Origin of the sequence: Neobacillus sp. SuZ13 (assembly GCF_030123365.1) — a bacterium.
Lineage (GTDB): Bacteria > Bacillota > Bacilli > Bacillales > Cytobacillaceae > Neobacillus.
In genome coordinates this window covers 3,816,506-3,841,525 of sequence record NZ_CP126107.1, presented here as the reverse complement: position 1 = coordinate 3,841,525, position 25,020 = coordinate 3,816,506, and the positions used below count along the sequence as shown (strand labels likewise).

Here is a 25,020-nt window from a genome sequence, read left to right as displayed (position 1 = left end):
AAAATGCATTTGATTGGAACTTATTGGATAAATCGGTTAATCTGTAAAAGTACGTTTTTTGCTTAGGTTAACAGCGAAACTTACCATCATAAAGAAATAAAATAGGATTGGGGGATGGATAGATGGCGATATCAAGAAATAAACAGTCAACGATCGTTGCGCTTTTGCTTGCAGGAGCTTTTATTGCTATTTTAAATCAAACTTTAATGATCACAGCAATACCTCCAATTATGGAAGAAATGCATATCACTGCTAACAGCGCTCAGTGGCTGACGACGGTATTTATGCTAGTCAATGGGATAATGATTCCGATTAGTGCCTTTCTATTAGAACGGTTTACCACGAGGCGACTATTTATCTCGGCAATGAGCATTTTTGCCGTGGGAACCCTTGTAGGCGGAATAGCTCCTAACTTCGAACTACTATTATTAGGAAGGATTATACAATCTGGCGGGGCAGGGATTATGCTTCCGTTAATGACAACGGTATTTCTAATGATTTTTCCTGTCAATAAACGTGGTGCCGCAATGGGATTGGTCGGTTTAGTCATTTCCTTTGCGCCGGCAATTGGTCCGGCACTCTCAGGATGGGTAACATCACAATTTTCATGGAGAGTCCTGTTTTTTATCATTTTGCCGATTGCTCTTATTGATATTCTTGTTGCTTTTTTGCTTTGAAAAATGTAACTGAAGTATCAAAGCCGAAAATGGATGTTATTTCTATCCTGTTATCTACACTAGGTTTCGGCGACTTGTTATATGGATTTACTTGTGCTGGAAATTATGGATGGGCAAACCCGACTACGCTTTTAACATTAGGAATCGGAGGATTGTCACTGGTACTATTTATAACAAGACAGTTAAGACTGAAACATCCTATGCTTGAATTTGGTGTATTTAAGTATTCTGTTTTCCCGTTTGCGATTATTATTGGAATGATTGGCTTTATGGGACTGATAGGGGCAGAGACGATCATCCCTCTATTTATGCGACGGATGCGCGAATTTACGGCAGTGGAGGCAGGAATCGCACTATTACCTGGGGCGCTTATTAGTGGATTGATGGCACCAATTATAGGGAGAGTGTTTGATAAAATCGGTGCAAGATGGTTAGTAATGATTGGTTTAACGATTATGACAGCATCTTCGTTTGCTTTTACAAATTTAGGTCCTTCGACGACGATGACCTATATAACAGTCTTATATGGAATCAGGATGTTTGGTTTTTCAATGGTTATGATGCCAGTCGCAACATCTGCCTTAAACCAATTACCGAAGCAATTAATCCCTCATGGAGCGGCAGTGGATAATACGATGAAAATGATCGCGACCTCTGTTGGGACCGCCATTCTTGTCACGGTTATGACAACGACAGCGGAAAATGCCGAGACGCGTCCTGAGATTTCTTATCCGGATATGTATGGGGCCAATGTCGCCTTTATGGTCGTATCCATCCTGTCACTATTAGCCCTCATTCTTTCCTTTTTTATAAAAAGGATCATCAGACAGATGGCGAGGCTAAGCGACAAAGGAAAGTAAAAGTTAAATTGCAGGAGTAGTTTTATATATTAATTAACCAAGAACTTTGAGAAACAAAGGTAATTTGTTTTTCAGAGTTCTTTTTATTTGGCTCATCGTTAGAACAGAGAATGAACCTTCTGTTTAGGTCCATAATAAAACCAAAAGGAGGGAACAGTGTGGACCAAAAATACAATACAGGCGATGATCGTCGCCATTGAATTAAAGAAAGCCTTGAACAAAAGCCAGCCCAGAAGTAATCCGAACATGAGTGAAGCTGAGCAGAAGTTGAAATTTCCAAATAAGAAAAGCTAACGAAGATAATTACGGTTTTCAATCGGAGGTGAGACAATGCCAAAGAATAACCCAATCGAATATACGGGAAAAGTTCTCGACCAACGAAATGACCTTACCGGTCCAGAGGAAGGAAAAGCTACGTATCCCGAGCGGCCACAGCATACACCGATACAGGATTCAGCTAGCAATAAAGGAAAATAAATGAGTTCAGGAATCACTAAAAAAGGAGGGAGAGTTTCATGGAAGAGTCATTGCACATCGGTGATACAGCCCCAGACTTTACTTTATCGGCTACGACAAAGGAAAAGATATCCTTGTCTGATTATCGCGGGCAGAAAAACATCGTCGTTGCCTTTTATGGGATGGACTTTACGCCTGGCTGAATTAAGGAAATTTCCTCTTGGAAAGAGGATTACAAGAGATTTGAGCAATTAGATGCGGAAGTACTTGGGATTAGTGTGGACCATATCCACTCCCATAGAGTCTTCGCGACTAGTATGGGAACCCTGCCGTACCCATTATTATCCGATTGGTTTAAAGAAACGGTAAAAGTTACTATGTATTTAACGAAAAAGGCGGAACAGCGATTCGTTCAGTCTTCGTGGTGGATAAAACAGGCGTAATAACCTACATAAACACCTCATTTAAAGCGGACAAAAAAGAAGATTATGAGGCCGTATTTAATGAACTTGAAAAGTTAACAAGCAAATAAAAATAAAGGTGTCAGGCACCAATCGGTGCCTGACACCTTTATTTTTATTTAATAATCGGTAACGATAAAACCTCTTTCGAGAAATTCTTCAATAACTTCACTGACTTGAAAGGAAATCTGCGGCGAATCATAATTTTCAAAGGCATGTTCACAGCTGTTTTTGTAGTTCATGGTTTCGTCATAATGGGCCATGTGGCGGGCAATGTCTTGATCATTATCTTGTCGTTCCTTTTGTCGCTCAATAACCGTATCGCGGTCGGCATAGATGAAAAAGCGCATGACACGATCACCGTACATTTGTTTTAATTTTTCGGTTCCTTCGGGATTTAATGTGAGGTATACGAGGTTGTGAGATTCGAATGCTTTAACAATATCCTCTTCGCGAATGCCATAATGGATACCATCGATTTCGACACTTTCAAGAAATTCCTGTTTATCTTCCATCTTTTTGAATGTTTCTTCGTTAATAAAATGGTAGTCTTCCCCATTCGTTTCATAGTGACGAGGGGAGCGAGTGGTGTAGGAGATAACAGTCTCCATATCAAAAGCGGTGGCTACCATTTTGGCAACCGTTTTTCTGCCTGAACCATCTGGACCAGTGTAAATGAATAGCTTTTCCTTATTCTTGATTTTATACATAGATAACCTCCTAAAAAAAGATTATATAAAAAAGAATCTACCTATTGGTAAATGCTTTTTAGTATTACACCATAATATGGTTGGAATGGTAATATTTTAATTATACCAGATAGCTGTCGAAATAAAAGTTTGACCTTTCTGTTTTTTTAAAAGACCATGCTATAGTACTAAATTTCCACAAAAATCACTGAGAGCTCCTACTCACTTGCATTGTCAAAATAGAGTGTGGGCTTTTTTGTTATGCAGTCCAATCGTATCTACGTCTTAAGTCTTAGTGAAAAATCAAGCTAAAGCGCAATTATGAAGGACCCTGAAAAAAGGTAAGATGAAATCAAGATACAGTATGGAAATGCTCAGTGTTCAATTGAAATGAAACGAAGGAGGATAATAACATGAAAAAATTTGGTTTACTGTTAGTAGGCGGGATTGCTGCACTTATTTTACTAAAAACCATTGGTCCGATGGTAGGGTTAATTGTCAGCCTAGTGATTCTTTACTTCATTTATAAACAGTTTTTGAAGGCTGAAAGTACAGGGTGGAAAATTGGGTTAATCATCATCGGCTTAATTGTTTTATCAGCAACCATCCACCATATCCCAGCACTTATCGGGGTAGGTGCAGCTTATGTACTTTTTCTTGTTTATAAACAATGGCATAAAAATAAAAAGCCACCAGTGAACAAGGAGTCCGATCCATTTGAAAATTTTGATAAACAATGGAATGAATTAAAAAAATAATAATCAAAGGGGAAAATGAAAATGGCAAACTTATTGACTAAAATTAAAGATCTCATTATTGCTGATTTGAATGAAGCACGTCAAATCAAGGAAAAACAAAGTCCAATTGCTTTACTTAATCAATATCTTCAAGAGTGTGAGCAAGAGACTGAGAAAGTTGGTAAACTAATCGAACGTCAAGCAAGTTTGAAGGAAGAATTTACGCGAGAATACCTTCAGGCAACAGAACGTGCAGAAAAAAGGAAGTACCAAGCAGAGATTGCTTCAAACGCTGGTGAAACAGAACTCTTTCAATTTGCCTCAGCAGAGCATCAGCAATATGCTGAACGTGCAGAGCGGCTTAAGACATCTCTTGCACAAGTCACTGAGCAGTTAAGTGAATTAGAAAGAAAGCACGATGAAATGAAACATAAGGTAAAGGATATGCATCTGCGCCGGATGGAATTAATGGGTCGGGAAAATGTCACAAGGGCTAATCTCAAAATAAATCAGGTTTCAGATTCAAGTTCATACTCGGACCAATTTTCATCCAAGTTTAAAGATATCGAAAACTATCTTGAACGATTAGAACAAAAAGTGAACCAATCCTTTTTCCACAGCACGATCGATGCACGGATGGAGCAGTTAGAAAAAGAAATGGGTAAGCAGGGCGAACAATCTGTAAAACTATCAAAAGAATAACATGGAAAGGGCAGTGATTTGGGGATCACTGTCTTTTTTGTTGAACGGAATGACCAAGTATATGGTATGTATCTTATTATCCTACGTATATGTAGTATGGAGGCAAGTGCTAAGAAAGGGGAATTTATTATGTGGAATTATCACAATAATATAAATGGTGCTTTTAATATGTATAGTTACTTTGTCGGAGCAAATCCCCCAACATCAACAAATCCAACACCCATTTATCCAAAAATCAATAATACAGTCTTTTTAAGTCCATTCACTTATATAGTAGGCGATGTCACGATTAGAAATAATACGTTTGTCGCCCCTTTTGTCAGTATCCGCGCAGATGAAGGGACGCCATTTTACATCGGAAGCAACTGTAATTTACAGGATGGGGTAATCTTTCACGGCTTAAAAAACAAACAGATGGAGGTAAACCAAAAGAAATATTCAATTTATATTGGTGACGAGGTATCCTGTGCCCATGGGGCGCTGATCCATGGTCCTTGTCAGATTGATCAAAAAGTATTTATTGGTTTTAAGTCTATTGTTTATAATGCCAGGGTCGGAGAGGGCAGTTTCATTGCCTCCGGAGCCATTGTTACCGGTGGTGTGACACTTAAGCCGGGCAGCTTTGTTCCACCAGGAGCTCATGTTGATTCGCAGAAAAAGGCGGATTCCTTATCGCAAGTTCCTAAAAATGAAGTAGAATTCGCCCGCGAAGTCCAACGGGTGAATCAAGAATTTCCTTCTTCCTATTCGATTGTTTTCGGAAAAGACCGTTGTACATGCGGGCTATCAACTTAATCCTGAGATTTATCAGGTGAAAAATAATTTTTAGAAGGTTTTAGAGACTATTTTGTTGAATTAAGAATATAAGAAATTGGGGTGAGGTGGGGAGAATGAACGATATCCAATTTGCGTTTATTGACGAATCAGGTGATTATAGTTTTGATTTTGAAAGTAATAAAGTATCAACCCACTTTATTATCGTTGCTATTCTAGCAAAAGAGTCTAATAAAGAATGGTTAGAGCAGGAAGTCGAGAAGGTTCGACAAAAATACTTTTCAAGTGAAGAAATGCAATCTGCCAGAATCGACGACCCTCATCAAAGAATTCAGCTATTAAATGAACTGAAGGATTTACCTTTTAATATCTATGCGTATGTCGTCGACAAAAGAAAAATTAGAGAAGATAACGGCATCACGTTTGAAAAGACATTCATTAAATACATGAATCGTTTGATTTATGATGACTTACAGCGAACCTTTGATCAACTTGACCTTGTTCTTGTTGAAAAGGGAACGAAAGAATTCATGACTGAATTTAAATCCTATATCACCGAAAAAAGTATTCCAGATTTATTTAACTACTCCACCTTTGGATTCAACAACAATTCATCAGAGCTTCTCCTCCAATTGGCTAATATAATCGCTGGGACGATTGCGAAAGGGTATGATCAAACCCAGTACTCGGAACATTATCCGCATTTTAATAAAATCATTAAAAAGAAAATCATCGCAATGAATTTATGGCCTCAAAACTATAAAAATTATTTACATGATTACATATCTAGGAATCAGGACTCTCAGTTTGATGAGGTTATTTTTCAACAATCGGTGAATTTAACCCTTCATTACCTGGAGAAAAATAAAAACAGTGAAGACATGGATGAAAAAATTAGGATTGATTTTCTCAAATTTTTGCTTTTTAATCTGCGAGAAAACCCAAATGAATATGTCTACACGCAAGAAATTCTCGATAATCTTAATGCCATTCGGGTGAACAAAATCAATCATCATTACTTCAGGTCGAACATCGTCTCCAAGCTCCGGGATAGCGGTCTGTTAATTGCCAGCAGCAATAAGGGCTATAAACTGCCGGTTTGTTTAACAGACGTATACGATTTTGTAAATTTATCAAGCCTGACGATACACCCGATGATTCAAAGAATATCCAAGTGCCGCAATCAAATTCTATTGGCCACTAACAATGAAATCGATATTCTCGAAAACAATGAATTTGAATATCTTAAAAAAATAATAGAGATGGAAAAATTATTAGTTACGGAATAAAAGGTCAGTCCTGGTTCATCTGGGCCAGACCTTTTTTTTGAGGTTGGGCTGACCCGAAAGTTGAAATTATACTCAGGTTTGAATTACGTTAGTATCAAAGTAATGAGAGGAGTCAAATGATGGAATCAAAAGATGTAGCGAGGTGGGATAAGTTTGACGCTAACCCTTTGAGAACAAGTCCATATTGCCAATTCCCTATTGGAGGCTATTTTCGCAAAGAATGTTGTTTTTCGTTAAAGTTCATCAACACGTATAACTATATGGTTCGTGGCATCTTTCCGTAAAAACTATTGCGGAAATTGCCTGCAAACTTAAGTTTTTGACCCTTATTAAGTTCCAAAAAACAACAAAGTTTATGAAAAGAGCCTTATTTGAAGATAAACCATTCATTCCAGAAATATAAAGCTACTAAGCTTGTAATTAATCCAATTGGTATAACGAGTACAGCGACTTTAATATACTGACCCCACGTAAATCTAATTCTATTGCTTTTTAAAATGTACATCCATATTAAGGTGGCAAGAGTTCCTACAGGGGTTATTAATGAACCAATATCACTGCCAAGAACATTTGCCAGATAAGATAGTTGTAAGGTATGCAGGTCTAATCCCATATCAGTGAGTGATAATGTACCTATCATCACAGCAGGTAAATTATTAAATAAATTTGACAAAAACGTTAATAAAATACCCATTGTTAGACTAGCATTTAAATGACTGCTCTCTACTAGGGGTTGAAAGTATGTTACTAAAAAGGATGTTAATCCAACATTCTGAAGACCGTATACTAAAACATACATACTAAAAGCAAAAATGAGTATATGCCATGGGGTTTTACTTATGACATCTTTTACTCCTTTTCCTGCTTTATACCACCTAATCATAATTATTAAAATGGCCCCTGCCAATGCAATCCACTCCATTGGAATACCAAATGGTGTTAAGATAAAGAAACTGGCTCTTACTGCTACAACAATGACCATACATACCCTAAACATCCACCAATCAATCTTTATATTTATTTGGCCCGTAAGCGGATCAGTGAAGTTTTGTGTAATCTTTTTGGGAATAGCCTTCTTATAGTATAAATAAAGCAAGCTTGCAATTGTGACAATACCAATCATAGATGGTATAAACATCATTTCTATATAGCTGTTTAAATCTATCCCAACAATTTTCAATGCAATTAAATTTGATATATTACTAATTGCAATCGGGGCACTGGAAGCGGTTGCGATTAATGCTCCTGAGAGTAAATATGGAATTTTTTGATGGGGTTTAAGTTTGAGGTATTTTGTCATATGAATTATTATCGGAGTAGTAATTAATATACTTCCGTCATTATTAAAAAAGATGGTCGTTAAAAAACAAATTAGGTTTACAAAAATGTAAAGTAAAGTACCTGAACCCTTTGCTTTTTTAACTAAATTGAATGCAACCCAATTAAAGAAACCAATGCTCTCTAATACGATAGACATAATAATCGTTGATAAAATGGTAATAGACGCTCCACTAACGATATCAAGGATTTTATAAATATCATCTAAAGGCACAATTCCTAAAAAAATAGTAATCGCTGCTCCAATAGCTGTAGGGATCCATTCATTGAGCCCTTTAGGTCGCCAAATAATTAAACTAATTACTGATAAAAAAATGATAAACATGAGAATCAATTCTAGGTTAAATATCTTGTTCCACCCCAAGGTTTATTTGGGATCCTTTCATGTCGTCGTTTATCCTCGCTTGTTTTGCTGACTTACTATACTTTGTCGGTGGAACCAAGAAAATGTAGAAAAAAATCCCTAATAGAAAAACAATCAATGTTAATCCCCCCATAAATAACAATTATTAAATATATCCCAGAAGGCATCCATTAAGGCTAGTGATATATGGAGGGTGATAAGTTGGTGGCAAAAAGATAAACTTTTGCCACCAACTTATCACCAGTTATTACCTATTCTCTCCAGTTTCGCAATTAGTCATTTTTCTTCTTTCCCTTTGGAGAACCAGGGCCTTTCTTATTGGCTTGATTATTTTGAGCTTGAGCGTCTGCTCCATCAGCTTGAGCTTGAGAGTCTTCACTATCAGCTTGAGCTTGAGAGTCTTCACTATCAGCTTGCGCTTGAGAGTCTTCACTATCTGCTTGAGCTTGAGAGTTTGCTTCTTCATTTTGGGACTGAGTGTTTGCTTCTTCAGTTTGAGCTTGAGTGTTTGTTTCTTCAGTTTGAGCTTGAGAGTCTTGTCCATCAGTCTGAGATTGATTGTCTTGGGCTTGTACATGTTGATGCTTTTTGTGTGGTTTTGGCAAAATAAACACCTCCTTTTTCTTTTCTTGGTACTAGAGTAATATCAATCGCTCCTGTACCAGGGGATTAATTCATAAAATTGCTATATTTAAATAGCATACAATTTTATATGCATTTTCTATTACATAGTGCGGGCGAGTTTTCTGATTAAAATGCCAATTTTTTCAATTTTTGGTGTAAAGATAGTTAGCGTCAATTAATCCAGTAGAAAAATCATTAGAACAGACAAAAGAAGGTAAGCATTTATTTTTGATTTCTTCATTCCTATTGTTACTATAGTAGTATTCTCTTTAGGGAAAGGAATGAAAATAATGACAACTACTCAGATACCGGTATCTGTTTTAAATTTAGCTCCAATCCGGAAGGGGCAAACTCCTAGCCAAGCGATTGAGTCAATGGTTGAACTTGCACAATCGGTTGAAACGATGGGCTATCAACGCTATTGGATCGCAGAACATCATAATACAGCGACACTTGTCAGTTCAGCGACATCGATTTTAATCAAGCATGTATTAGAACATACAAATACCATTCATGTAGGGTCTGGCGGAATCATGCTGCCAAATCATTCGCCGCTTGTGGTAGCAGAACAATTTGGCACCTTAGCCACAATCTATCCCAATCGTGTCGACTTGGGGCTTGGGCGGGCACCTGGAACAGATATGATGACGGCAAGCGCCTTAAGACGTTCGAAAAATGATTCTGTCTACACCTTCCCGGATGATGTGAATGCACTGCTTACTTATTTTGGCCCAGTAGAACAGCAAAGTTATGTGAAAGCCTATCCTGGTGTTGACACGAACATTCCGATTTATATCCTTGGATCATCGACTGATTCCGCGTATCTAGCGGCAAGCTTGGGACTGCCATATGTATTTGCATCCCATTTTGCTCCAAGATTCATGGAAGAAGCGATGTCAATCTACAGAAGTCGTTTCCAGCCTTCAGAATATTTGGATAAACCATATATGATGGTTTGTTTAAATGTTATTGCTGCTGAAACAGATGATGAAGCCCAGTTTTTATCGACAACAATGCAGCAATTTTTCCTAAATGTTGTCCGTGGAACGCAAAATCCATTGCAGCCGCCAGTTGAAAGCTTGGATGAGATTTGGACTCCGATGGAAAAAGAAATGGCTGCCACGAAGCAGAGTGTGACATTAATCGGAAGTAAAGAAACTGTCCGCCAACAGTGGACTGCATTCCAAGAGAAATATCACGTCGATGAACTCATGGCTGTATCGTATATTTATGACACAGAAAAACAAAAACGTTCGTATGAAATATTGAAAGAAGTAGTTAACGGTAGATAATCATAGTAAAAAAGACCAGAGGGGACATCTCCTCTGGTCTTTTTGAAGTGCAGAAATCTTAACTATTTTCTGATTGGAATTTAATCATGAACTCTTTGAATGCCTGGCAGGCTTCCACTGGAACCGCATTATAGGCTGATACTCGGCATCCGCCAATTGAGCGGTGTCCGTTTACGCCGACAAAGCCTTCCTGTTTCGCTTGCTCGAGGAATTTCTTTTCTAAGTCTTTTGACGCTAAGTTGAATGTAAGATTCATAAGGGAACGGCTTTCTGGTGTGGCATGACCAATGTAAAAACCATTACTTGCATCGATTGTCTCATAAATCAAGTTAGCTTTCTTCTCATTCAGCTTTGCAATGGCATCCAAACCACCCAATTCACGCGCCCAGTTTAGCACCTCTCCAAGCATATAGATGCCGAAAGTTGGCGGTGTGTTATACAATGAATTATTTTTAGAATGAGTGCTGTAATTTAACATCGTTGGGATATTTGTGTTGGCTTGTTCTAGCAAATCCTTGCGAATAATCACAACGGTTACGCCTGAAGGGCCAAGGTTTTTCTGTGCGCCTGCATAAATAAGGGCAAACTTACTGACATCAATTGGCTTAGACAGAATATCACTTGACATGTCTGCGATTAATGGAACATCACCAGTGTCTGGGAAGTCCTTCCATTGTGTACCATAAATCGTATTGTTTGAAGTTACATGGACATAAGCGTCGGTTGAATCGTACTGTAATTGATCAAGTGCAGGAATGCTGCGGTAGTTGCCTTCTTTCGTAGAAGCCGCATGGTAAACCTCACCAAATAGTTTTGCCTCGGTGAAAGCTTTCTCTGACCAAGAACCAGTCATGACATATGCCGCTTTTTTACCCGTTTGTAAAAAATTCATTGGAATCATTGAAAACTGAAGACTTGCCCCACCCTGCAAGAAGAGTACTTCATGCGTATCAGGAATGGACAAAAGCTCTTTTAGGCTGTCAATCGCCTGATTATGTACCTCTTCATAAGCTTTGCTGCGGTGACTAAGTTCCATGACAGACATGCCCGTACCTCGAAAATCAATTAGTTCTGCTTGAGCTTTTTCTAAAACAGAAATGGGTAATGCAGAAGGGCCTGCATTGAAATTATAAGCACGTTGGACTTGCAGTTTCATTTTTATCACTCCATTTTTTCTTTTCTATGACTATACCACACATATAAAATTCCGAAAATAAATTTAATTGTGAAATAGTGAATTTTTAAATATTTTTTTCAAAATAACAAAAAGAAATAGGATGTCATTTCCAGAAATCCTTTTTCTTCTCCTCAGCTTATTTCCTTTATTTTTTGATTACTACGAGACCAGATAACCACTGGAATAAGGATAAGGGAAAGAATTCCACCTGCGAATGAAAGCCCTGCGTAGCTTGTTTGTGCGACCACCATTCCGGATAGGGCTCCCCCAGAGGCCCCTGCTAAAGCAATTAAGACATCTACCGTTCCTTGAGTTTTGGCACGAGTTGAGGGATGAGTGGAGTCGACGATCAGTGCGGTGCCGCTTATTAAACCAAAATTCCAGCCAAGTCCTAGTAAAGAAAGGGCGACGATAAGGAGAAGCATGGAATCTGAAGGTGCGCTGGCAGCTAGTATGCCTGCCGCAAGAAGTGTAGCACCCGAAGCGATGGCCATTGCGGTCCGACCGACTTTATCAACGAGAATACCTGTGACGAGAGAAGGAAGATACATCGCGCCAATATGGAAGCCGATGACCATGCCAACCTCTCTTAGACCATGTCCATGATGTTTCATGTAAACAGGTGTCATCGTCATAATCGAGGTCATGACAATTTGCGTTAACACCATAATGGTAGCTCCGACAATAATTCCTCGGTTATTTATTGCCAAATTACTAGATTGTTTCTCAATAGGCTGACTCTTGTCTATGACTTGACGATCTGCAAGGGCGTTGGCAACAATTAAAGGATCTGGGCGGAGAAAAGCTAAAAGGACTAACCCTGCAAATAAAAAGGCTGCCGCCCCTAGAATAAAAGGACCAGCAAGTGCAGGGATACCAATAGAGACAGCAAATCGGCCCATGACGTCCACCAAGTTTGGTCCTGCCACAGCCCCGAAGGTCGTTGATACCATGGCAATGCTAACGGCTGTCGCACGCTGAGCAGGTTTAGCTAGGTCTACTCCTGCATAGCGTGCTTGTAAGTTTGAAGCAGATCCCGCACCGTAGACGAGGAGTGAGGCAAAGAGAAGATAGATATTACTAGTAATGGCCGAAACAATGACTCCAACTGCACCGATCCCACCAGTTAAAAAACCTCCCGCAAGACCAATTCGACGGCCAAACCGTTGCGAAACGCGACCAATCAGCAGCGCTGCTCCAGCAGAGCCAAACGTTAACAATGCCGCCGGAATGCCTGCATATCGATCTGTCCCTAACATATCTTGGGCAAGGAGTGCACCAACAGTAATACCAGCAGCCAGTCCAGCCCCACCAAAAATTTGTGACATGACGACAATGAACAATGTCCGGCGATATAGCTTTTGCTGCTTTTCTGGTGAATCGACGTAGCTCTGCAACCAAGCTTTTGAATTTTTTTGATTATGTGACACACTTAAACCTCTTTCTTTTTGAAGGTTGATATTTGTTTATTATTTTAACAAGAAAGAAAAGCAGTTTATATAGAATAATGTCGAAAAATTCAAAACTTGTTCACGCTTATAAGCCACATAATTCTAGTTCTAAACATTTATTTCTGTTTATACTCAGCATCATATGAATTTTCACCGGCATGAACTGAAAGCAGGGTGTCAGCATAACCAACGAGCCGATTAATCAGTTCATCCGCAATCGCGTAGACGAGCGGGTGAGCATTAGGTTTATGTAGCGCAGGATCGTCAAAAATCACTGTAGTATTAATAAAAATTTCTCGATTTCCGTATAGATTATAATGAATCATGGCTTTTCCAGCTGCCCCGCCTGATCGTGGATCTTGGTAGCCGGGCAAGAAAAGATACCACTCTTCAGCAGTAGCTGAGCGAAAATTTTTCGTGAAAGTCATATGCATGATAACCCGTTCAATTTCTTGTTGCATTTCTGGTGAAATGGTTTCAATAATTTTGTCTGCCATAATGGTCTCCTTACTCAAGGCTAGTATTTTTAGTTTGCCCAATTTCCTTTTGATAGTAAAAAGTATAAATTTCCATCTAACCTATTCTTTTTAAAGGGAACAATAAATGTTGAGGTGAGATTCGATGAAACGTGATGAACCACGTGATTTTATAACGATCGAAGATAATCAAGGGAATCTTAAAGAATATGCTGTTGAAGCATTGTTTGATATGGAGGATGAATCCTATGCGTTATTAAAGGCTGAGGATGAAACCATCGTTATGAAAATAGAAGGAGAGGAAGGGAATCAAGATTTAGTTGGTATTAATGATCCTTCCGAAAGTGAAGCGATATTGGATGCATACCAAATCGCCGTGGAACATGCTCCAGCAGAATAAAACAAAAGCAGCGAAAGGTACCTCCAGAAAATCGAGGTCCTTTCGCTTGATTTTTTTTCAATAGTAATTAAAGCCAAGATAGATGATATAAATGATGATAGCTGTCATTGCGATAATCCAGACAAGAAAAACTGGATTCAATAAATAAGGATGTCTTTGTGTGCCTTCATTAATTGGAGTATCAAATTCCCCCGATTTAGTACTTACCATTCTACCAGTACCCAATGTAACAACTAACCCGACAATTAAGACTAACAAGACAATTCCGGCCAAAATCAGATGCCAATTATTCATGAGAACCCCACCTTTTTTATCATATAATTTGAGAAAATGTGGCGAAATATTCATTCGTAGGTGTAAATTTCTTCAAGAAAATATGATTGATTATTCATTCATTTTTCGATACAGTTGTAGTAATTATTTAGAAAATTCAAAAAAGGAGGATTGTCGATTATGGTAAACGTGTTTACAAATGAGGACGTTATATGCATAGAGGGGAATGTTCAAAGCTCGGGTATCAAATTAGGAACGGTTTATTCTTTTTTGGTTGATGGAATGCTAATTGATACAGGGACCCAATGCCTTGAAACAGAATTGATTCCAATTTATGAGCAGCATGATTTTGATTTGGTGTCATTAACGCATAGCCATGAAGACCACTCGGGTTTAGCGCCATGGATCCAAAAGCATAAACAGGTGCCAATCTTTGTTCATCCAAACGGTATTTCTATTTGCAATCAGCATTGTCCCTATCCAAAGTATCGACAACTTACCTGGGGGGTGCGAACGGCCTTTGATGCCTTGCCACTTGGGGAGAAAATTCAATCACGCAATCAAGAATGGAAAGTCATCTATACACCAGGGCATGCCGAGGATCATGTCTCATTTTTTCATGAAGAATCCGGCCGGTTATTTTCAGGAGATTTGTTCGTTACAACGAGAACGAAGGTCATTATGGATAGCGAATCTATTCCAGTGATCATCAATTCCATTCGCACACTGCTCAGTCTTAATTTTCAATCGCTGTTTTGTTGTCATAGTGGTTATATTAAGGATGGAAAAAGCAGGATGATACAAAAATTAGATTACCTTGAGAATTTATCTGGCAAAGTAGAAAATCTATACAAAGAAGGCCGCTCCATTGATGAAATTACACAAATGCTTTTTCCAAAAAGGTACCCAATCATTGCTTTTTCTGAAGGAGAATGGAATTCGCGGCATATCATCTCTTCTATTGTCGCCAACAATTAAGTAAAAAAAGCTGAAAAAGGGTACATACCCTTTTTCAGCTTTTTTAATGTAAATTTGTTAATTCGGATGAATGAACCAATTGTATATTATGTAGACTATTGACTTCCTTAATTTCGCAAAATCCCGACGTGTACTTATAAAGGATTAAATATTTCTTGCCATTGTAAAGAACATACTCCATTTTATCTCCATCCTTTGACAATCTTTATATTATTTTATATAAGCCATACATAGTAATCTATGAAGATCAATTGAAGTTTATGTAAATTTTTTTTGAAGTTCTAAATAGTAGCTTTTGCAAAAATACAATCTTATAGAATGATTATGATAAAATAATGATGTTAGCTTGTTAAGGGGGAAAAAATATGAGCAAAAAACCAGTTATCGGCATTACAGGTGCCTATGTAAAACATAACGAATATATGGAAGGTGTCTATGTGCACCATGATTATCATAAAAGTGTTGCTGCCAATGGTGGAATACCTATCGTTCTTCCCTATATTAATCCTGAGATTGCATTAGAAACGATTGCCTTATGCGATGGTATTATTCTCAGTGGAGGAGAGGATGTTGACCCAAAACTTTTTGGCCAGGATCCCCATCAACAATTAGGTCCAACTACTCCAGAGCGAGACGTGGCAGAGATCGCGATGGTGAGATATGCGCTTAAAAACAATATTCCGATCCTTGCCATTTGCAGAGGCGTTCAAATTTTAAATGTTGCCCTTGGTGGTACGTTAATCCAGGACATCCCAAGTCAAGTCAAGGAACCAATCCAACACAACCAGAAAATTGATAGAAGCAGAGATACTCACTGGGTGACCATCGCCACCGATAGTAAATTATTCGAAATGGTCGGTTCTGAACGAGTACGTGTGAATAGTCTCCATCATCAAGCCATTGATAAGGTGGCCAATGACCTTCGAGTTGTTGCTCAATCATCCGATGGGATTGTTGAAGCAGTGGAGTATATCTATCCAACCACATTTACAGTTGGTGTTCAGTGGCATCCTGAATCGATGGCGAGTACGAACCATGAAATGAATAATGTGTTCAAAGAATTTATAAACAGCTGTGTTAAAGTTCCAGTTTCTATCTAAGGGGAGAGGAATAGATCAATTGATGGAAAAAATTTATCTTGATTACAATGCTAGTACACCGATTTCTCCTGAAGTAGCCGAGGCAATGAAGCCATTGTTAGATCAATTTTATGGTAACCCGTCGGCCTTACACTGGGCAGGGTTACCCGTAAAAGAATTATTACTTCAAGCCCGAACACAAGTGGCTGAATTAATTGGCTGCTCTCCTAGAGAGGTTATTTTTACAAGCGGGGGCAGTGAAGCCAATAACCTGGCATTAAAAGGATATTATTTTAAAAATCGGCATAAAGGCAATCATATCATTACTTCTAAAATTGAACATCCTGCGATTATGAATCCTTGCAAATTTCTTGAACAAATTGGGGCAAAGGTCACCTATGTAGACGTTGATCGGGATGGGAAGGTTACACTAGAAGCAATAAAAAAAGAAATTACCGAAGAAACCATTTTGATTTCAATTATGCACTCAAATAATGAAACTGGTACTTTGCAGCCAATAAAGGAGATAGGGGAATTAGCTCAACAATTTGGGCTTGCTTTTCATACGGATGCTTCCCAATCGGTTGGAAAAGTTCCGGTGAATGTGAATGATTTGAAAGTGGATATGCTAACGATTGCCGGCCATAAACTTTATGCACCAAAAGGAATTGGCGCGTTGTATATACGAGAGGGATTCCATCTAGAACCACTTATCCATGGAGCGGGCCATGAGTTTGGCCTTAGGGCAGGTACCGAAAATACTTTATTAGCGGTGGGCTTAGGAAAGGCCTGTGAGATGGCTAAACAACACGTAGAAGATTGTGGTATAAAAGATTTAACCGATTATTTTTGGATACAATTAAAGGAGAAGATAGGCAATCAGGTAGTATTGAATGGCCATCCGAAGGACCGCCTGCCTAATACCTTAAATGTCAGTTTTGTGGGAAGAGTGGGTCAGGCGCTGTTAGATGCGATCCCTCAGTTAGCTGCTTCCACAGGATCAGCCTGTCATGCCGGCAGTATTGAACTATCCCCGGTTTTAAAGGAAATGGGTGTTTCTGAAGAAGTTGGAATGGGTGCCATCCGCTTTAGTTTAGGAAGGTATACGACAAAAGACGAGATTGACCAAGTTGTGGAATCAATTAAACGGATTCTGTAAAATAATGGAAGAGGACTAGCTCAAGGGAGGTAGTCCTTTTTTGTGTGGCGGGGTGGCCGTCCAATTTTACCAAGACCATAATGAATTAGAGGAAGAAAAGTAACCCCAAATAGTGTTTTGTTGGTGGAAAATTCTTCAAGTTGATATAATTATGTTAATACAGACTAAGCCTTACATAAATAAAGGGATCTAGGTTAAAAGAAAGGAAACATGTACAGCATAAATACGTTGTTGTCACAAAGAAGGATAATCATGAGAGGATGGTAAAGGATGCAGAAAAGAATGTTAGGGAAATCGGGGCTTGAAGTATCGGCACTTGGTCTCGGTTGTATGGGGATGTCAGACTTTTACAGCGGGAGGAATGACGATGAATCAATTAGAACGATCCATCGTGCCCTTGAAATGGGTATTACCCTTCTCGATACAGCTGATATGTATGGTGTCGGTAAGAATGAAGAATTGGTTGGAAAAGCCATCAAAGAACAACGAAATCAAGTGGTAATTGCCACTAAATTTGGAAATGTACGAGCAGAGGACGGGGCATTTTTAGGAATAAATGGCCGTCCAGAATATGTAAAAAAGGCATGTGAAGCGAGTCTTCGCCGCTTGGGTGTGGATCATATTGACCTCTACTACCAGCATCGAGTCGACCCCAACACCCCAATAGAAGAAACCGTCGGAGCGATGGCTGATTTAATCCAAGAAGGGAAAGTTCGCTATTTAGGGCTCTCGGAAGCCTCTGCGGCAACAATTCGACGTGCAAATGCTGTCCATCCAATTACAGCTGTACAAACTGAGTACTCTCTTTGGAGTCGGGATGTAGAAGATGAGATTCTGCCCGCCTGCAGGGAACTCGGGATCGGATTTGTCCCTTACAGTCCATTAGGAAGAGGATTTCTTACAGGACAAATACAAAAGTTTGAGGACTTAGAAGTGGATGACTATCGTCGTTTATCACCTCGTTTTCAGGGTGAAAACTTCCAAAAAAATCTGGAACTGGTTCAGAAGATAAATGAAATAGCCCGTGAAAAAGACTGCCAGCCTTCCCAACTTGCGCTTGCTTGGTTACTTAAACAAGGGGATGATATTGTTCCAATCCCAGGGACAAAGAGAATCAAGTATCTAGAAGAAAATGTTGGTGCACTTCAAATATCCTTAACAGCTACCGATATAGAGCGTATTAATGAAGTTGCTCCACGGGGTGTAGCTGCTGGAGAACGCTACCATGAAGCAGGCATGAAAGGCGTCAATTTATAAAAAGTTGTGCTCCATCAAAATTGGGTCGTCAGTCACTATGATTGACGACCTAACTGTCTCCTTCATTTAAAAATCCGGCATCCATAATCTGTACACACTTTGAAGTGTCACTAAATTGAAAATTATTACGGTGGCCAGACACAGTGGAAATGGTACAATAGAAAAATACAAAGAAAAGGAGCCAGAAAGAAATGAACCAAGTGGAAATTATCGCTCGGAGAATACTAGGTTGGAAGTTAAATAGATGGGACAGATGGTTTGATTTTGAAAAGGGGACATTTATTTCAGTTGCTGATTTTCAACCAGAACAGAATCTTGACCATGCGATGCTCATCGTAGAAAAATTAAAAGACTTCGGTTTTACTTATACAACCAATGGGGTCACTGAAGTTTGCTTTAATAACATATGTGAAACGGGCGACACATTAGCCCAAGCCATCACTAATGCAGCTTTCACCATTGCTGATAACAGCTCGATTGCTGAGGGATGGCTGTAATAAGTACATACAAAAAGCTTGTAGATTACATCCATATGGACCCAATCCTACAAGCTTTTATAGTTTCTAGTTACTTCGTAACACTGTTATAAACCCGTCCAAGATCTCATGACTGACCGAAAACCCCTTGCGTTTATAAAATTCCAGTGCTTCATCATTGCCGTTAGAGACAAAGATAAAATAATCTTCAACCTCATCAAATTGTTTTAACCACTCCATCGCCATCTTGAAAAGTGTAGACCCCACCCCATACTTCCGATACTCGTCCTTAATATAAAATTGCGATAAACAACCAACATTTGGTCTATGAACCGAAGAAAGATCAAAAAAGGTAGCAAATTCATTAGAATATGACTCTTTGGGTGAGATATTTGAATAGACATACCCAACGATTTGATTATTATCTTTCACAATTACGATGTAATTGTGAATGGCGCTATTTATCGAAGGAACCATCCGGGTGTCAAAATTCATGCTATCAAACAGTTCAGGTGTTATGGAAGCTTTCGCCTTTTGAAAAGCCATTAGTTCATTGCATAATTCTCGGCAATATTCTATTTCTTCGTCCGGGATTACTTCATATGTTAAATTCACGACTTCTCACTCCTTTTCTCCCATATCAAAACTATAGTAGCGCTCGGTTTAAATTAAACCGAGACGCTCTAATCCGTAGCGGACACCGTCTTCTTCGGCGGAGAGTGTGACCATATTGGCCACTGCTTTCAATTCATCACGGGCATTTCCCATGGCGACTCCCATTCCGACTAGTGACAGCATTTCCATATCATTTAAACCATCGCCAAAGGCAACGGCCTCATCAGGTGCAATCCCAAGTTTTTCTAATAATTTACTAATTCCCACTGCTTTGTTTGAATTAGACAAATTCACATCACACGTACGTGCCCCTGAACTCCATCTGCGGAAATCCAGTTCTGGAACCTTTGACTGATAGGATAATTCCTCTTCCAGATCGCAATGAAGGAAGATTTGATAAATATCTTGGTCTTTCCAATATTGCGGCGGGGCAAGCTCCGGTTTCCATGGGTCATGCTCGTAAGCTTCTACGACGAAGGGATGATCTAAATGAGTAACTTTAAAGCTTGAATCGCCTAAATATGTCAGCGGATGTTGAAAGTCATTGGATATTTGATGGACTCTTTCTAGTACTTGTTTATCAATCGAACTCTTATATATTTCTTTTCCTTCATGGAAGGCAAATGAGCCATTAAAAAAGACCATCGAGTCGACCCCAGTTTCTTGAATAATTGACTCTGTAAAATATGGTGCTCTCCCGGTAGCAATTATCACTTTGGTCTGATTCTCTTTTAACCTCTGAATGGCATCCTTTGTGGCATGACTCAGTGTTTTTCCATGCGGGAGGATGGTTCCGTCTATATCTAAGATGACAACCTTGTAATTCATATAACACGCTCCCAAAAATTCTTTCACAGATATTTCTACAGCAAAGTATAACATGTTCCAAGAAAAACCTAATGCAAAACACACTTAAACAGTAACATTAATTATTGATGGGGATTTATTATATAGTTACAGGATATTCTTAGTCAAATCTGAGTACAGACACACCGTCAAGAAAATATAGGCAAGATTTGCATATTAATTAATTATAATAACATTATGTAAACTTGTGAAAAAAAGAATTCATATAACATGTAGGTCTCGGGCAAAATGTGAAAATGATAATGTTTCTTTAAAGGAATAATCACAACACAGATTAGGGGAGATATTAGCGTGGACCAATTAGAAAAAAAGCGAAAACTACTTCTTGATTATGGCTATCCTGAAAAAGCAATTCCGAGATTAATGGAGGAAATTAGTTCCATGGATTATAGTAGGCTGGAAAAACTGATCTTGCCATATAACGACATCACATCAGAAAAATCCTAATAACTGAAACAAAAAATAAGACTCCACCGCGGGAGTCTTATTTTTTATTCTTAATCATCACTATTTTGCATTCCAGTAAACATGAGTACAAAACGGAGTAATTCTGCTACTGCTACTACAGTTGCTGCAACATACGTTAGCGCAGCCGCATTTAGTACTTTTTTCGCTCGATACTCTTCCTCATTTCTAATCAGACCAGAACCAACCATTACATCCAGAGCTCTGGAACTTGCATTGAATTCGACAGGTAACGTAACCACCTGAAAAAGGACTGCAGCGCCCATAGCGATAATTCCAAGTAATAAAAAGTTGGCAGAGGATAAAAGAATACCGATTAAGATCAAGATAAATGAAAAATTTGAGCCAATATTTGCGACAGGTACCAATGCATGTCTTACACGTAAAGGTACATAACCATCCTTTTGTTGAAAACAATGGCCAACCTCGTGAATGGCAACGGATATCGAAGCAATCGAGGTCCCATGGTAGTTCGTTGAGGAAAGCCTAACACTTCTACTTCTTGGATCGTAGTGGTCCGATAAGTGGCCTCTCACTTCTTCGACCGATACATCGTATAGGCCATTTTGATCCAAGATTCTTCTAGCGGCCTGGGCACCCGTTAAACCCGAAGATGCTCCTACTTTCAAAAATTTAGAGTAGGTACTCCTTAAATACATCTGCACAAATATTGGAATTATCATGATTAGAATAAAATAAACGATAAAACCCATAAAGCATGCTCCTTCTCAAGATGCTATTTTATATACATTATTATACTTTAAGGTACACTTTTTTAGTAATAAAGTGCTTGTTAAAAAAAGGACTAACCAAATTGGTAAGTCCTTTTACGCGAGTATTTTAATTAAATAGCACGCTTAAACGTACTTATTTTTTTCTTAAATATCTTGGTATTTGTTCCAATATAAACACCAGATAGGACAAAGGCTGCTCCAATTCCGTGAGCCAAAGTGAAGGTTTCATTTAAAAAGATGGTTGCCATCAAGACGGCCGATACTGGCATGACATTAATAAAAATCGAAGCTTTTGCCGCGCCAATTTCCTTGATCCCGTAATAATACATGATAAATGCTACCACTGTTACGAAAATACTCATGTGGGCGATGGCTATCCAGGTTGAAATGTCAGCATGCTGTACATCTTTCCATGTGGTTTCCACTAATGCAAATGGTAATAAAAATAATGTACCAAAAGCTACGGCATAAGTAGTGGATTCGACTGAACTAAATTTTTTTAAAACCACTTTGCCAACGACGCTGTACAAAGCCCAACAAATCACCGCACCAAGTAAAACAAAATCGATCGTTTCAAAGCCTATCTCCACCAGAGAAAGTATATGACCATCTGTAATTATAAAAGTTACCCCAATAAGAGCAGTCACCATACCAATAATATGGTTCTTGGTGATCGTCTCTTTTAAAAAGATGCCTGACAAAAGAACAATTAAAACTGGATTTGACGCAATAAATAAGGAACTCTTAATTACAGGTGCATGTTTGGTGGCAATAAAAAAGCAAATATTATAGAGAGCAATTCCAGTTAAACCTAAAACCGCAAACAAGCTATAGTCTTTCAGAGTTGGCCTGATCCGATTTTTTTCAGTTAACCACATCAGCGGGAACAATAGGACAGAAGCTCCTAAAAAACGTAAAAAAGCAACTGTAGCTGGTTCAAAGTCTTGAACAGCAATTTTTCCGGCAATAAATGCACTTCCCCATGTCGCCGTAGCGAAAATCAACATTCCGTATATAAGCCATTGCTTTTTTTTCATTCAGGTCCCTTCAATCTATTTAAAGTAATAATTAGTATTGTAACATTTTTTTCGGATTTCGAAATAATTATTTTTAATAGATTTTTAATTATGCGATAAAAAGGGGAGAGTTTAAAATTATTTCTTTTGTTTATTTCTAAAGGAAATAATATTTGTTTTTAACGATGCATAAGTTCCAATCGCTGCATAACCGTAAAACCAGCCCATAAATATACCGCCAAGCGTATTGTGTTTATGACTAATAAAAATTGAAATTCCTAATCCAAATAGAAGTGCAATGGTTGGCACAAACCACTTCGGTAATTTGAAATATACCTTAATTAATTGAGTTAACACAATAATGATGGGTATCGCAAAAACTGCATCCCAAAAATTTGTTTGAATGGCAGGGAAATCCACAGCAGAACACACCTTTTTAAGCTTATTATGTGTATTCTGCTGATTTTTATTTAGTTCAAACTGATATACCAAGCCAAGCCCCCAATTGCAGCTAAGATGACAATGGCATATATAGCCGTCAACCTTATCGTGTTTTGTTTTGTGGAACTTTTATAGTCCTCATCCGGTTTCCCAGTAAGTGTAAGTGTACCAATTAAGGCACCAATTAAAACAACAATGATAAGAATCATGCCAAACGTCATAGTTTTTCATCCTCACTATATGATAAAATTATTGATTTTTCATTAGACATCGTATGATTCCTATATTAAGGTTAAAGTTATAAAAAATGACCAGCCAATTACTAAAAAAATGGACCATCCACTTTTACTGTCACAAGTGATTGGAAAGGAGTGAGTTGGGTGGATTGGAGACCCGATCGAACAACTAAAAGACCAATTTATAAACAAATTGCCGATTACATTGAACAAGGTATTTCGATAGGCCAGTTTTCTCCGGAAACCATGTTACCTTCAGAAAGGGCCTTAGCTGAAGAGTTGCAAGTGAATCGTAGTACAGTGGTAGCTGCATATGAAGAACTGCAATCGATGGGGATTGTGGAGAGAAAAAAAGGTAGTGGAACGATTGTCAGTACAGATATTTGGGGACTCGAGCATAGACGGATTCCAAACTGGGGTAGATATTTGGAGCGTGGCTCATTTCTTCCCAACCTTCCAGTTGTTCAGAGAATTCGTAAGGAAACACAAGATAATGACCTTATTAATATGGCAAGCGGTGAATTGTCACCTAGTCTATTTCCAAATGAGCAATTCCAACAAATTCTTTCCGAGCAGCCTTTTACAGGCTATCTTGGCTATGACGATCCACAAGGGAATGAAGAATTAAGGAATACGATTGCCGCTCATGTGAATGAGTATAAGAATATTAATACAACCTCTTCTTCAATTCTTATTACTTCTGGTGCACAGCAGGCGCTGCATCTGATTGTCCAATGCCTGCTTAAACCTGGTGACGCTGTGGCCATAGAGGATCCATCATATTGTTATTCCCTGCCCATTTTCCAAACGGCAGGTTTAAAAATCTTCCGATTGCCTGTGGATTCAAATGGGGTAAATCCTGAGGACCTTGTTCAATTACATAAGAAACACCGAATCAGAATGGTATTCCTAAATCCAGATTATCAAAACCCAACAGGAAAGGTTCTTTCCCTGCAAAGGCGTCAACGAATTTTAAACATTTCAGCAGAATTTGGAATTCCGATTATTGAAGATGACCCGTATAGTTTGACCGCCTTTAATGGCGTGGTAAATCCATCGTTGAAATCAATGGATGATAATGGAAATGTGCTATATATTAGTTCATTGTCGAAAATTATTGCATCAGGATTGAGAATCGGTTGGATTATTGGCCCAACAAAGGTCATTCAGCGGCTTGCCGACGCCAAACAACAAGTTGATTTTGGACATAGTGTGTTTCCTCAATGGGTGGCGAATGAATTTCTTGGCTCACAGTACTTTGATACACATATACAATTTTTGAGAAAAGAGCTTAAACGACGGAGAGATCAACTTGTTCAAAGTCTTAACCAATTAATGGATGGAAAAGTTTCTTTCACTATTCCAGATGGGGGGATTCATCTGTGGTGCAAAGTAAACAGAGCTATTGATGAGCAAAAATTACTGGAGGAATCAATCAGGAATGGAATTGCCTTTGTTCCCGGAAATGTTTTAGGCTCTGAAAAAGGGTGTCTCCGTTTTACCTATGGAAGGGCAGAAACAAATTTGATTCATGAGGGAATTAATAGATTTTCACAGGCATTAAATAAGTTAGAAGTAAACAACTAATAGTAAGGGAACACGAAATTATGTAAGGAATTCTTACGCAATTTAAGACAGATCCTGTCCTCCTGATTAT

At 38.6% G+C, this 25,020-nt stretch carries 29 protein-coding genes and 1 pseudogene; 17 read left to right on the top strand and 13 right to left on the bottom strand.

Features of this window, described 5'->3' with window-relative positions; translation table 11 throughout:
* Positions 1 to 122 precede the first annotated feature (122 nt).
* The 4 genes and pseudogenes from QNH17_RS18795 to QNH17_RS18780 all read left to right on the top strand — a co-directional run bounded on the left by QNH17_RS18795 (position 123) and on the right by QNH17_RS18780 (position 2,436).
* Positions 123 to 1,537 (top strand): annotated as a pseudogene (locus tag QNH17_RS18795) (DHA2 family efflux MFS transporter permease subunit).
* Positions 1,538 to 1,693: 156 nt separating this feature from the next.
* Entirely contained in the window at positions 1,694 to 1,831 is a 138-nt protein-coding gene (locus tag QNH17_RS18790) for a hypothetical protein (RefSeq protein ID WP_283874310.1), read from the top strand.
* Between the two features lie 36 nt (positions 1,832 to 1,867).
* The gene (locus QNH17_RS18785; protein ID WP_283874307.1) at positions 1,868 to 2,014 is read left to right on the top strand and encodes a hypothetical protein; all 147 of its coding nucleotides are present in this window, start codon (positions 1,868 to 1,870) and stop codon (positions 2,012 to 2,014) included.
* Between the two features lie 38 nt (positions 2,015 to 2,052).
* Positions 2,053 to 2,436, top strand: a complete 384-nt coding sequence (locus QNH17_RS18780; protein WP_283874305.1) for a redoxin domain-containing protein — start codon at positions 2,053 to 2,055, stop codon at positions 2,434 to 2,436.
* A gap of 137 nt (positions 2,437 to 2,573) precedes the next feature.
* Here QNH17_RS18780 and QNH17_RS18775 read toward each other — a convergent pair whose 3' ends face one another.
* Positions 2,574 to 3,164, bottom strand: coding sequence for a guanylate kinase (locus QNH17_RS18775; protein ID WP_283874303.1), 591 nt, complete (start codon positions 3,162 to 3,164; stop codon positions 2,574 to 2,576).
* A 392-nt stretch (positions 3,165 to 3,556) separates the two neighbouring features.
* Between QNH17_RS18775 and QNH17_RS18770 the strand changes: the two genes are divergently transcribed.
* The 4 genes from QNH17_RS18770 to QNH17_RS18755 all read left to right on the top strand — a co-directional run bounded on the left by QNH17_RS18770 (position 3,557) and on the right by QNH17_RS18755 (position 6,645).
* The gene (locus QNH17_RS18770) at positions 3,557 to 3,901 is read left to right on the top strand and encodes a lmo0954 family membrane protein (RefSeq protein WP_283874301.1); all 345 of its coding nucleotides are present in this window, start codon (positions 3,557 to 3,559) and stop codon (positions 3,899 to 3,901) included.
* Between the two features lie 21 nt (positions 3,902 to 3,922).
* Positions 3,923 to 4,582 carry a PspA/IM30 family protein gene (locus QNH17_RS18765; RefSeq protein ID WP_283874299.1) on the top strand — a complete coding sequence of 220 codons (660 nt, stop codon included), beginning with the start codon at positions 3,923 to 3,925 and terminating at the stop codon, positions 4,580 to 4,582.
* A 129-nt stretch (positions 4,583 to 4,711) separates the two neighbouring features.
* Positions 4,712 to 5,377, top strand: a complete 666-nt coding sequence (locus QNH17_RS18760; protein ID WP_283874297.1) for an LbetaH domain-containing protein — start codon at positions 4,712 to 4,714, stop codon at positions 5,375 to 5,377.
* A gap of 95 nt (positions 5,378 to 5,472) precedes the next feature.
* Entirely contained in the window at positions 5,473 to 6,645 is a 1,173-nt protein-coding gene (locus QNH17_RS18755) for a DUF3800 domain-containing protein (protein WP_283874295.1), read from the top strand.
* 367 nt (positions 6,646 to 7,012) lie between these two features.
* On the opposite strand, the gene QNH17_RS18750 is transcribed toward QNH17_RS18755, so the two are convergent.
* Entirely contained in the window at positions 7,013 to 8,308 is a 1,296-nt protein-coding gene (locus QNH17_RS18750; protein WP_283874293.1) for an arsenic transporter, read from the bottom strand.
* Between the two features lie 311 nt (positions 8,309 to 8,619).
* Positions 8,620 to 8,952, bottom strand: a complete 333-nt coding sequence (locus QNH17_RS18745; RefSeq protein ID WP_283874291.1) for a hypothetical protein — start codon at positions 8,950 to 8,952, stop codon at positions 8,620 to 8,622.
* 309 nt (positions 8,953 to 9,261) lie between these two features.
* Between QNH17_RS18745 and QNH17_RS18740 the strand changes: the two genes are divergently transcribed.
* Complete coding sequence (locus QNH17_RS18740; RefSeq protein ID WP_283874289.1) at positions 9,262 to 10,263, top strand: LLM class flavin-dependent oxidoreductase; 1,002 nt, start codon at positions 9,262 to 9,264, stop codon at positions 10,261 to 10,263.
* A 58-nt stretch (positions 10,264 to 10,321) separates the two neighbouring features.
* On the opposite strand, the gene serC is transcribed toward QNH17_RS18740, so the two are convergent.
* From serC to QNH17_RS18725, 3 genes are all read right to left on the bottom strand, one after another.
* Positions 10,322 to 11,419, bottom strand: a complete 1,098-nt coding sequence (gene serC, locus QNH17_RS18735; RefSeq protein WP_283874288.1) for a 3-phosphoserine/phosphohydroxythreonine transaminase — start codon at positions 11,417 to 11,419, stop codon at positions 10,322 to 10,324.
* 152 nt (positions 11,420 to 11,571) lie between these two features.
* A complete protein-coding gene (locus tag QNH17_RS18730) occupies positions 11,572 to 12,870 on the bottom strand; it encodes an MFS transporter (RefSeq protein ID WP_283874287.1) in 1,299 nt (432 codons plus the stop codon).
* 137 nt (positions 12,871 to 13,007) lie between these two features.
* Entirely contained in the window at positions 13,008 to 13,352 is a 345-nt protein-coding gene (locus QNH17_RS18725; protein ID WP_481858631.1) for a hypothetical protein, read from the bottom strand.
* A gap of 160 nt (positions 13,353 to 13,512) precedes the next feature.
* Between QNH17_RS18725 and QNH17_RS18720 the strand changes: the two genes are divergently transcribed.
* On the top strand, positions 13,513 to 13,767 hold the full coding sequence (locus QNH17_RS18720) for a DUF1292 domain-containing protein (RefSeq protein ID WP_283874283.1): 255 nt from the start codon (positions 13,513 to 13,515) through the stop codon (positions 13,765 to 13,767).
* A gap of 57 nt (positions 13,768 to 13,824) precedes the next feature.
* Here QNH17_RS18720 and QNH17_RS18715 read toward each other — a convergent pair whose 3' ends face one another.
* Entirely contained in the window at positions 13,825 to 14,061 is a 237-nt protein-coding gene (locus QNH17_RS18715; protein WP_035446489.1) for a hypothetical protein, read from the bottom strand.
* 159 nt (positions 14,062 to 14,220) lie between these two features.
* On the opposite strand from QNH17_RS18715, the gene QNH17_RS18710 reads away from it, so the two are divergent.
* The 5 genes from QNH17_RS18710 to QNH17_RS18690 all read left to right on the top strand — a co-directional run bounded on the left by QNH17_RS18710 (position 14,221) and on the right by QNH17_RS18690 (position 19,010).
* On the top strand, positions 14,221 to 15,018 hold the full coding sequence (locus tag QNH17_RS18710) for an MBL fold metallo-hydrolase (protein ID WP_283874279.1): 798 nt from the start codon (positions 14,221 to 14,223) through the stop codon (positions 15,016 to 15,018).
* A gap of 365 nt (positions 15,019 to 15,383) precedes the next feature.
* On the top strand, positions 15,384 to 16,118 hold the full coding sequence (locus tag QNH17_RS18705) for a gamma-glutamyl-gamma-aminobutyrate hydrolase family protein (protein ID WP_283874277.1): 735 nt from the start codon (positions 15,384 to 15,386) through the stop codon (positions 16,116 to 16,118).
* Positions 16,119 to 16,140: 22 nt separating this feature from the next.
* Entirely contained in the window at positions 16,141 to 17,256 is a 1,116-nt protein-coding gene (locus QNH17_RS18700; RefSeq protein ID WP_283879541.1) for a cysteine desulfurase family protein, read from the top strand.
* A gap of 270 nt (positions 17,257 to 17,526) precedes the next feature.
* On the top strand, positions 17,527 to 18,513 hold the full coding sequence (locus tag QNH17_RS18695; protein WP_283874275.1) for an aldo/keto reductase: 987 nt from the start codon (positions 17,527 to 17,529) through the stop codon (positions 18,511 to 18,513).
* A 191-nt stretch (positions 18,514 to 18,704) separates the two neighbouring features.
* On the top strand, positions 18,705 to 19,010 hold the full coding sequence (locus QNH17_RS18690; protein ID WP_283874274.1) for a BC1872 family protein: 306 nt from the start codon (positions 18,705 to 18,707) through the stop codon (positions 19,008 to 19,010).
* Positions 19,011 to 19,076: 66 nt separating this feature from the next.
* On the opposite strand, the gene QNH17_RS18685 is transcribed toward QNH17_RS18690, so the two are convergent.
* On the bottom strand, positions 19,077 to 19,604 hold the full coding sequence (locus QNH17_RS18685) for a GNAT family N-acetyltransferase (RefSeq protein ID WP_283874273.1): 528 nt from the start codon (positions 19,602 to 19,604) through the stop codon (positions 19,077 to 19,079).
* A 48-nt stretch (positions 19,605 to 19,652) separates the two neighbouring features.
* Entirely contained in the window at positions 19,653 to 20,432 is a 780-nt protein-coding gene (locus QNH17_RS18680; RefSeq protein ID WP_283874272.1) for a Cof-type HAD-IIB family hydrolase, read from the bottom strand.
* Between the two features lie 330 nt (positions 20,433 to 20,762).
* Between QNH17_RS18680 and QNH17_RS18675 the strand changes: the two genes are divergently transcribed.
* A complete protein-coding gene (locus QNH17_RS18675) occupies positions 20,763 to 20,918 on the top strand; it encodes a hypothetical protein (protein ID WP_283874271.1) in 156 nt (51 codons plus the stop codon).
* Positions 20,919 to 20,968: 50 nt separating this feature from the next.
* Here QNH17_RS18675 and QNH17_RS18670 read toward each other — a convergent pair whose 3' ends face one another.
* From QNH17_RS18670 to QNH17_RS18655, 4 genes are all read right to left on the bottom strand, one after another.
* Positions 20,969 to 21,649: a zinc metallopeptidase gene (locus QNH17_RS18670; protein WP_283874268.1), complete on the bottom strand. Its 681-nt coding sequence runs from the start codon at positions 21,647 to 21,649 to the stop codon at positions 20,969 to 20,971.
* A 131-nt stretch (positions 21,650 to 21,780) separates the two neighbouring features.
* Complete coding sequence (locus QNH17_RS18665) at positions 21,781 to 22,707, bottom strand: DMT family transporter (RefSeq protein WP_283874266.1); 927 nt, start codon at positions 22,705 to 22,707, stop codon at positions 21,781 to 21,783.
* A 117-nt stretch (positions 22,708 to 22,824) separates the two neighbouring features.
* On the bottom strand, positions 22,825 to 23,106 hold the full coding sequence (locus QNH17_RS18660; protein ID WP_283879540.1) for a hypothetical protein: 282 nt from the start codon (positions 23,104 to 23,106) through the stop codon (positions 22,825 to 22,827).
* A gap of 50 nt (positions 23,107 to 23,156) precedes the next feature.
* Positions 23,157 to 23,348 carry a hypothetical protein gene (locus tag QNH17_RS18655; RefSeq protein WP_283874264.1) on the bottom strand — a complete coding sequence of 64 codons (192 nt, stop codon included), beginning with the start codon at positions 23,346 to 23,348 and terminating at the stop codon, positions 23,157 to 23,159.
* A gap of 159 nt (positions 23,349 to 23,507) precedes the next feature.
* On the opposite strand from QNH17_RS18655, the gene pdxR reads away from it, so the two are divergent.
* Entirely contained in the window at positions 23,508 to 24,950 is a 1,443-nt protein-coding gene (gene pdxR, locus QNH17_RS18650; RefSeq protein ID WP_283874262.1) for a MocR-like pyridoxine biosynthesis transcription factor PdxR, read from the top strand.
* Positions 24,951 to 25,020: the final 70 nt, after the last annotated feature.

What these genes read in the sequence shown, in the direction of transcription:
- QNH17_RS18715 (WP_035446489.1), bottom strand. Translation starts at nt 14,061, where the DNA reads ATGAATAATTGGCATCTGATTTTGGCCGGAATTGTCTTGTTAGTCTTA.
- QNH17_RS18680 (WP_283874272.1), bottom strand. Translation starts at nt 20,432, where the DNA reads ATGAATTACAAGGTTGTCATCTTAGATATAGACGGAACCATCCTCCCG.
- QNH17_RS18765 (WP_283874299.1), top strand. Translation starts at nt 3,923, where the DNA reads ATGGCAAACTTATTGACTAAAATTAAAGATCTCATTATTGCTGATTTG.
- QNH17_RS18770 (WP_283874301.1), top strand. Translation starts at nt 3,557, where the DNA reads ATGAAAAAATTTGGTTTACTGTTAGTAGGCGGGATTGCTGCACTTATT.
- QNH17_RS18725 (WP_481858631.1), bottom strand. Translation starts at nt 13,352, where the DNA reads ATGCAACAAGAAATTGAACGGGTTATCATGCATATGACTTTCACGAAA.
- QNH17_RS18740 (WP_283874289.1), top strand. Translation starts at nt 9,262, where the DNA reads ATGACAACTACTCAGATACCGGTATCTGTTTTAAATTTAGCTCCAATC.
- QNH17_RS18785 (WP_283874307.1), top strand. Translation starts at nt 1,868, where the DNA reads ATGCCAAAGAATAACCCAATCGAATATACGGGAAAAGTTCTCGACCAA.
- QNH17_RS18705 (WP_283874277.1), top strand. Translation starts at nt 15,384, where the DNA reads ATGAGCAAAAAACCAGTTATCGGCATTACAGGTGCCTATGTAAAACAT.
- QNH17_RS18655 (WP_283874264.1), bottom strand. Translation starts at nt 23,348, where the DNA reads ATGACGTTTGGCATGATTCTTATCATTGTTGTTTTAATTGGTGCCTTA.
- QNH17_RS18700 (WP_283879541.1), top strand. Translation starts at nt 16,141, where the DNA reads ATGGAAAAAATTTATCTTGATTACAATGCTAGTACACCGATTTCTCCT.
- QNH17_RS18710 (WP_283874279.1), top strand. Translation starts at nt 14,221, where the DNA reads ATGGTAAACGTGTTTACAAATGAGGACGTTATATGCATAGAGGGGAAT.
- QNH17_RS18665 (WP_283874266.1), bottom strand. Translation starts at nt 22,707, where the DNA reads ATGAAAAAAAAGCAATGGCTTATATACGGAATGTTGATTTTCGCTACG.
- QNH17_RS18690 (WP_283874274.1), top strand. Translation starts at nt 18,705, where the DNA reads ATGAACCAAGTGGAAATTATCGCTCGGAGAATACTAGGTTGGAAGTTA.
- QNH17_RS18755 (WP_283874295.1), top strand. Translation starts at nt 5,473, where the DNA reads ATGAACGATATCCAATTTGCGTTTATTGACGAATCAGGTGATTATAGT.
- QNH17_RS18695 (WP_283874275.1), top strand. Translation starts at nt 17,527, where the DNA reads ATGCAGAAAAGAATGTTAGGGAAATCGGGGCTTGAAGTATCGGCACTT.
- QNH17_RS18775 (WP_283874303.1), bottom strand. Translation starts at nt 3,164, where the DNA reads ATGTATAAAATCAAGAATAAGGAAAAGCTATTCATTTACACTGGTCCA.
- QNH17_RS18750 (WP_283874293.1), bottom strand. Translation starts at nt 8,308, where the DNA reads ATGTTTATCATTTTTTTATCAGTAATTAGTTTAATTATTTGGCGACCT.
- QNH17_RS18720 (WP_283874283.1), top strand. Translation starts at nt 13,513, where the DNA reads ATGAAACGTGATGAACCACGTGATTTTATAACGATCGAAGATAATCAA.
- serC (WP_283874288.1), bottom strand. Translation starts at nt 11,419, where the DNA reads ATGAAACTGCAAGTCCAACGTGCTTATAATTTCAATGCAGGCCCTTCT.
- QNH17_RS18670 (WP_283874268.1), bottom strand. Translation starts at nt 21,649, where the DNA reads ATGGGTTTTATCGTTTATTTTATTCTAATCATGATAATTCCAATATTT.
- QNH17_RS18760 (WP_283874297.1), top strand. Translation starts at nt 4,712, where the DNA reads ATGTGGAATTATCACAATAATATAAATGGTGCTTTTAATATGTATAGT.